5 protein-coding genes are annotated in these 5,994 nt (G+C 60.9%); 2 read left to right on the top strand and 3 right to left on the bottom strand.

Annotation, left to right across the window (positions count from 1 at the left end; genetic code table 11):
- Positions 1-312: 312 nt before the first annotated feature.
- The 3 genes from nhaA to I1M21_RS09620 all read right to left on the bottom strand — a co-directional run bounded on the left by nhaA (position 313) and on the right by I1M21_RS09620 (position 3,976).
- Complete coding sequence (gene nhaA / locus I1M21_RS09610) at positions 313-1,671, bottom strand: Na+/H+ antiporter NhaA (protein WP_195193388.1); 1,359 nt, start codon at positions 1,669-1,671, stop codon at positions 313-315.
- Between the two features lie 268 nt (positions 1,672-1,939).
- Positions 1,940-2,863, bottom strand: coding sequence for a manganese-dependent inorganic pyrophosphatase (locus I1M21_RS09615; protein WP_006235927.1), 924 nt, complete (start codon positions 2,861-2,863; stop codon positions 1,940-1,942).
- Positions 2,864-3,022: 159 nt separating this feature from the next.
- Complete coding sequence (locus tag I1M21_RS09620; protein WP_229025732.1) at positions 3,023-3,976, bottom strand: ROK family protein; 954 nt, start codon at positions 3,974-3,976, stop codon at positions 3,023-3,025.
- 184 nt (positions 3,977-4,160) lie between these two features.
- Here I1M21_RS09620 and I1M21_RS09625 point away from each other — a divergent pair, with 184 nt between their 5' ends.
- Both I1M21_RS09625 and I1M21_RS09630 read left to right on the top strand, forming a co-directional pair.
- Entirely contained in the window at positions 4,161-4,880 is a 720-nt protein-coding gene (locus I1M21_RS09625) for a GntR family transcriptional regulator (RefSeq protein ID WP_195193390.1), read from the top strand.
- A 61-nt stretch (positions 4,881-4,941) separates the two neighbouring features.
- Positions 4,942-5,874, top strand: a complete 933-nt coding sequence (locus tag I1M21_RS09630) for a type I phosphomannose isomerase catalytic subunit (protein ID WP_411160881.1) — start codon at positions 4,942-4,944, stop codon at positions 5,872-5,874.
- Positions 5,875-5,994: the final 120 nt, after the last annotated feature.

Genomic DNA, 5,994 nt, shown 5'->3' on the forward strand with positions numbered 1-5,994 from the left:
GCCTCAAGAAGGAGTAACATCGGGGCTTGCAGCGACGGACCTCAGGACACTCTTACACCACGTCTGCGCGCGCGACCTTGAAACTCCCTAATCACCGTCAGCTAGCGCCAAATTGGAAGTCGATGGTCACTCATTAACGTACAGTTCTTATAACTTTGTTCATTATTTTCCACACCTAAAATGAAACGCCGTTTGTGACAGTACTCACAAACGGCGTTTTTTGGCCACTGGGGTGTCTGGCAGGTGGCAAGTACCACTCAAAATCGCGTTTCGCACGCGCTCGGGCAGGCTCTGGCGTCTGTTTCTACGCGCCTACTCGTCCTTGGGCGCGGGGTGTTTGCAGATCACACTCATGTAAATCATGCCGAGCACGGCAGCGGTGACAGAGCCGGCGAGAATAGCGGCCTTGGCAGCCAGAACCTCAAACTGGGCCGTCGGGAAGGCAAGGCCGCTGATGAGAATCGACATGGTAAAGCCGATGCCGCCCAGAATGCCCACACCGGCAATCATGTGCCAGTTGACGTTGTGCGGCAGCTCGCAGGCCTTGAGCTTGACCAAGGCGAACGTCATGCCAAAGATGCCAATCGGCTTGCCCAGCAGCATGCCAAAGTACACGCCGAGCGTCACCGGGTCGGTGAGCAGCGTGCTCATGTCCACGCCCACTAGGCGAACCTGTGCGTTCACGAACGCAAAGATCGGCAGAATCACAAAGTTGACCGGCGTGGAGATCAGACGCTCCATGCGGATGAGCGGCGGGGTCACGCGGTGCATGACGCGCTCAACCTTGGTGGTCGAGACGGTAAAGTCATGCTGGCCCAGGATGTGTGCCTCGTCGTCGTAGCGGTCATCGAGCAGCGGCAGGCACTCGCCCAACCAATCGGTGAGGCTATCGAGCTTGACGCCGCACTTGGCCGGGATGGTAAAGGCCAGAATTACGCCGGCGAGCGTAGCGTGCACGCCGCTCTTGAACATGCAGAACCACAGCAGCAGGCCCAGCACCGAGTACGGGGCGAGGCGGTAGTGCTGCGTCTTGTTGAGCCACACGAGTGCGCAGGTCACAAGCGCGGCAGCGCCCAGCCAAAACGGGTTGGGGCTCTGACCGTAGAAGATGGCAATGGCGGCGATAGAGATCAGGTCGTCGGCGATGGCGAGCGTCGAGAAGAACACGCGCACGCCGTTGGGCACGCGATTGCCCAAAAGCGACAGCACGCCCAGCGCAAAGGCAATATCGGTTGCCATGGGGATAGCCCAACCGTTGTGCGCGCCGGCATGGTTAAAGATGAGGTAGATGCAGGCGGGAACGACGACGCCACCCACGGCCGCCAGCATGGGAAGCATGGCCTGGCGCGGATTCTTGAGCTCGCCGACCGTCATCTCGTACTTAAGCTCAATGCCCACGAGCAAAAAGAAAATCGCCATGAGGAAGTCGTTGACGAAAAGCTCAACGGTGAGACCGGCCGTAAGGTTGCCCAGGCCCACATACAGCGGGGTCTCCAAAAAGTGATGGATGGCCTCGTAGGCATCGGTATTGGCGCAAATGACGGCGGCGATGGCGGCGAAGACCATGACGGCGGCGGAAATCGTGCCGTTCTCGGCGATGCGCTCCCAGATATCGTGACGCTCAAAGCGCTTGCGCTCACGAACGTTGAACAGCTGCTCAGTTGCTGCCATGGGCGGCTCCTTTCACGGGATGGCTCCCGTCTTAAAAAAGCACGGCCCGCCCAAGTGGCGGCGCCGCGCTCTAACGTATTACGCTTGCATCTAGCCTACCCTGCACGACAAGCGCGCAGGCGCGGCCGAAAAGCGGAACCACAGGTTGAACATTATTTGCTCAACGGCACGGGCACGCCTGTCCAAGAGACGATGCGGCGCCGTGCACAAAAAAACGACCGGAGCGCGGGGCGTCCGCGATCCGGTCGTGGCGTTTGGTCAACTAAACCTAGCAGGCGGCCATGATGGGGGCAGCGACCTGCTTCTTACGGGAGAGGACACCCGGCATCCAGACGCCGTCGTGCTCGTCGGCAATGCCCAGGCCCTTCTGAGCAGCCTCGGTCTCGCCCTCGAGCAGGACCTGCGAGCCCTCCTCCATGATGTCGGTGATGCACAGGACAATGCCGTCAGCACCCTTCTCGGCGGCGTAGGCGCGCATGGCCTCGCGAATCTCGTCGATCATGCCGAGCGCGCGGCTCTTGTCGACGGTCTCGTACTGGCCGATGAGCAGCTTCTTGCCGGCGGGCTCGAACATCTTGATGTCGTTGCCGACCATCTCGGCTGCGGTGAAGGAGCCGGACGGACGGGTGAGGAAGACCTCCATGCCAAACTTGACCGGGTCGACGCCCACCTGCTCGCCGAGCTTGGCGGCGACGGCGCGGTCGACATCGGTGGTGGTGGGGCTCTTGAGCATGAGCGTATCGGTCATCATAGCCGAGAGCAGCAGCTTGGCCTGGACGTCGGAAAGCTCAACGCCGAGCACGCCGGCGAGCTTGGTGACGATGGTGCAGCTGGAGCCCCAGGGCAGGCAGATGTAGTGCAGCGGGCCGGCGGTCTCGAAGTCGCCAATGCGGTGATGGTCGACGACGCCAAAGACCGTGGCGTCCTTAAGGCCGGCGACGGACTGGGCGGACTCGTTGTGGTCGGTGAGGACGACGAGCTGACCGGCCTCGACGGACTCGATCACGCGGGGCTCGGCGATACCGGCGTCGGCGAGCAGCTTGGCGGACTCGGCCGGAAGCTGACCAAGGGCGCAGGCCTCGTAGGTGTTGCCGGCATACTCAACCTGGTTGAGCAGCTGGGACAGGACGACGGCGCTCATGATGGCGTCGTTATCGGGGTTCTGGTGACCAAAGACAAGAACGTTTGCCATGGATATCCTCCACTTGATATGTGTACTTGGACGTAGCTATGGTAGCACGCCGAGACCGAACCCTTGGGGACAGAGGGGCCACGGCACATTTTGAGGCAAGCGCTGAGGTGAAGTCTGCCCCCTCTGCACCATGCTGTGGCCTGTCCCCCCTTGCACCAGCTATTTGCCAGCGGCGCGCAGAGCTACGTAGGCGGCACCGACGATGCCGGCATCGTTGCCGAGCGAAGCGACATTAATGGGTGTCTCGCGCGAGGCGGAAAGCGCGTACTGCTTAAAGTGCTCGCGAACCTTGTCGAGGTAGACATCGGCCGAGGCGGAGGCGCCGCCGCCGATCAGGAACATCTCGGGATCAACCACGTTGGCAATAAGCGCCAGTGCGCGGCCGAGATAGTCGGCCATGGTATCGGCCGCGGCCAGCGCGAGCTTGTCGCCCTCGCGACAAGCCTGGAACACGTCCTTGGAATCGGAGGGGCCGGTCAGCTCGATGGGCTCGACGCCCGCCTTCTTGCACTCGGCAAGGTAGTTGCTTACCACGCCGGTGGCGCTGGAATACTGCTCCAGATGGCCATGGCCGCCGCAGCCGCAGGTGCGCTCCTCGGCCGGGTTCAGGCACATGTGGCCAATCTCGCCGCCAGCACCCACAACGCCCGATACCACGTCGCCGTTAACGATAACGCCGCCGCCCACGCCGGTACCAATGGTGACCATCACCACGTTCTGTACGCCCTTGGCAGAACCGAGCCAGGCCTCGCCCATGGCAGCGGCGTTGGCATCGTTCTCGTATTTAACAACCGCGTCGGGGCAGTGCTCCTGAATGGCGACTCTTAGCTCGGGCAGGTTAATGGCAATGTTGGCCTTGACCTTGGCATCGCCCGATGCCGGGATGGGGCACGGAACGGCCAGGCCAATACCTGCCACAAAGGCACGCGGAATCTGGGCCTTGGCGACCACCTGGTCGATAGCCTCGGTCACCGCGGCAAAGCCCGCGGCGTCAACGATGGGAGGCGTGGGCACGCTGGCCTTGGCCAGCAGGTTACCGTCTTCGTCGAACAGGCCTTCCTTAACCGAAGTGCCGCCGACGTCGATGCCGATGTAATACTGCTTAGGTTCCATGGGAGCCCGCCTTTCTCGTTTAAACATTGCCTGTATGGTACCGCTCCCCAGCCCAAAACCTGCCAAAAAGGGGCAGGTTTGTTGGCAGGTTTAACCGTCTCGTTTTAGATTGAAATTAGTACTATAGATACTTACGTGCTAGCTAGATTTACTTTCTGACTATCCATGCCAGAAAGGGGGTTGCATGATTTCCAAATACGAGGCGATAGCTGCAGATATCCGCCGCAGCATCGAGGACGGTGCACTAAAACCGGGCGACAAGCTGCCCACCGTCGTCGAGTTTTGTGAGCTGTACGGCGTCTCCAAGATCACCGTAAAGCGCGCGATCGAGCAGATTACCGAAGAAGGCCTGATTACCAGCCGTCGCGGATCGGGCACCTACGTTAAGGACACCGCGGGACTTCCCGGCAAGGCGTTTTTCCAGGGGAAGAACGACCGTGCCCAGGGCTTTTCGTATGAGCATCGCGGCGAAAAGGTGACCTCGGTGGTCTACGACTTCTCAATCGTCAACCCGCCGGCAGACGTTGCCGCCCAGCTGGGAATTGCCGAGGACGACTTTGCGTACCACATCGTGCGAGTACGCCAGGTCGATGAGAAGCCTATCGTTATCGAGTACACGTATATGCCCCTCGAGCTCATCCCAGGCCTTAAGAAAAAGGACCTGTACGAATCGGTCTACAGCTTTATCCGCGAGCAGTGCGGCCTTAAGATCTCGAGCTTCCACCGCACCATCCGCGCCGTTGCGGCAACCGAGGAAGAGGCAGAGCGCCTGGACACCACGCCCGGCTCTCCCCTGCTCGAGCTCAACCAGATTGGTTTTTTGGACAGCGGCACCGCGTTTGAATACTCAATCTCGCGCAACGTGGGCGACCGTTTTGAGCTGCACAATGTAACATTGGCATAGTAGACGGGCGCTTTTTGAGATGCTTTGCACGGCGTCCGCACAACACAATGGGGGTATGAACATGTCCGATTTGATTAAACTGACGCCGATCTTCCACGAGAAAATCTGGGGCGGTCGTCAGCTGGAGACGGTATTTGGTTACGACATTCCCGAGGGCCCCATCGGCGAGTGCTGGGCGATTTCGGCCCATCCCAACGGCGACTGCCAGATTGAGGAGGGTCCGTACGCCGGCCACACGCTGTCGTGGCTGTGGGCCGAGCATCGCGAGCTCTTTGGCAACTGCGAAGGCAAAGAGTTTCCGCTGCTTATTAAGATCCTGGACGCCAAAGACGACCTTTCGATCCAGATTCACCCCAACGACGAGTACGCCGCCGAACACGAGAACGGCAGCCTGGGCAAGACCGAGTGCTGGTACGTGCTGGACTGCGAGCCCGGCGCCACGATCATCGTTGGGCAGCGCGCCAAGGACCGCGCCGAGGCCGCGCAGATGATCGAAGAGGGCCGCTGGGACGAGATGCTCAACGTGCTGCCGATCCACAAGGGCGACTTTTTCCAGATTGACTCCGGCACCGTGCACGCCATTAAGACCGGCACGCTCATTCTGGAGACGCAGCAGTCGAGCGACGTGACGTATCGCCTGTACGACTACGACCGCCCCGGCACCGACGGCAAGCTGCGCCCGCTACATATTGAGCAGAGCCTGGACTGCATCGACTTTAACGTACAGGCCCCGACCGACGGCACCGTGACCGCGCCCGAGGTCGATGGCGTGACCGAGCTCGAGTCTAACTCCTGCTACACCGTCGATCGCGTGCGTGTCGACGGAAGCAAGACCCTCGACCAGCGCTGGCCCTTCATGTGCCTTTCGGTCATCGACGGCGAAGGCACCGTCTGCGGCGACCCCGTCCACAAGGGAAGCCACCTGCTGGCCCCGAGCACCGTGGACAAGATTGAGCTCGAGGGCAAGATGGAACTGATCATCAGCCACCTGTAGGTCACCGGTCCCCAAGCGCTCGCCGGGACGGGGCGCGGGGTTTGGTCGCCTGCTCGGACAGTCCTGCTCGCACGGAGAGCACATTAAGTGCTCTCCGGCTCGTGCGGAACTCGCGATCGA

Origin of the sequence: Collinsella aerofaciens (assembly GCF_015546965.1) — a bacterium.
Taxonomy (GTDB): domain Bacteria; phylum Actinomycetota; class Coriobacteriia; order Coriobacteriales; family Coriobacteriaceae; genus Collinsella; species Collinsella aerofaciens_X.

Bases quoted from the DNA above. Each gene is read 5' to 3' on its own strand.
- I1M21_RS09615 (WP_006235927.1), bottom strand. From the start codon at position 2,863: ATGGCAAACGTTCTTGTCTTTGGTCACCAGAACCCCGATAACGACGCC.
- nhaA (WP_195193388.1), bottom strand. From the start codon at position 1,671: ATGGCAGCAACTGAGCAGCTGTTCAACGTTCGTGAGCGCAAGCGCTTT.
- I1M21_RS09630 (WP_411160881.1), top strand. From the start codon at position 4,942: ATGTCCGATTTGATTAAACTGACGCCGATCTTCCACGAGAAAATCTGG.
- I1M21_RS09620 (WP_229025732.1), bottom strand. From the start codon at position 3,976: ATGGAACCTAAGCAGTATTACATCGGCATCGACGTCGGCGGCACTTCG.
- I1M21_RS09625 (WP_195193390.1), top strand. From the start codon at position 4,161: ATGATTTCCAAATACGAGGCGATAGCTGCAGATATCCGCCGCAGCATC.